The sequence below is a fragment of the Lactobacillus sp. W8174 genome (assembly GCF_016100975.1).
Lineage (GTDB): Bacteria > Bacillota > Bacilli > Lactobacillales > Lactobacillaceae > Lactobacillus > Lactobacillus juensis.
In genome coordinates this window covers 1-750 of the sequence record NZ_JACFRN010000012.1, presented here as the reverse complement: position 1 = coordinate 750, position 750 = coordinate 1, and the positions used below count along the sequence as shown (strand labels likewise).

Below are 750 nucleotides of genomic sequence, written 5' to 3'. Positions count from 1 at the left end.
CTAAGGCAGGACAGATGATTAGGGTGAAGTCGTAACAAGGTAGCCGTAGGAGAACCTGCGGCTGGATCACCTCCTTTCTAAGGAAGAAGCCGAGACGGAGAGCAGGAATGCTAAGAGAAGTCCGGCAAAGGCACATGAGTAGTGAAGACATTGTTTAGTTTTGAGGGTAGTACCTCAAACGAGTTAGTACATTGAAAACTGAATATAATCCAAGAAAAAACCGAGAAACAATCAAAAGAGAAGAGATTGCCAAAGAGCGACCGAGAGAGTATCTTGAGTAAGGTCAAGTAAAGAAGGGCGCACGGTGAATGCCTAGGCACAATGAGGCGAAGAAGGACGTGACGAACCACGAAAGGCTTCGGGGAGCGGTAAGTACGCAGCGATCCGGAGACATCCGAATGGGGGAACCCAATGCATGCAGATGCATTACCAGGCGGTGAATAGATAGCCGCCTGGGGCGAGACGCAGTGAACTGAAACATCTAAGTAGCTGCAGGAAGAGAAAGAAAGATCGATTTCCCTAGTAGCGGCGAGCGAAGAGGAAAGAGCCCAAACCAGGTGATTTATCATTTGGGGTTGTAGGACTGCGATAAGGCAGCGCAAAGGATAGCAGAATTATCTGGGAAGGTAAGCCAGAGAGGGTGAGAGCCCCGTAAGCGAAATCCAGAGCGCGCTGAGCAGGATCCTGAGTAGGTCGGGACACGAGGAATCCCGATTGAAGCAGCGAGGACCATCTCGCAAGGCTAAATAC

Annotated in this window: 2 rRNA genes; both read left to right on the top strand. The window is 50.1% G+C overall.

What is annotated here, in order from left to right:
* Positions 1-77 (top strand): 16S ribosomal RNA (locus H3U49_RS09775); the annotation flags it as partial.
* Between the two features lie 204 nt (positions 78-281).
* Positions 282-750, top strand: a 23S ribosomal RNA gene (locus tag H3U49_RS09770); the annotation flags it as partial.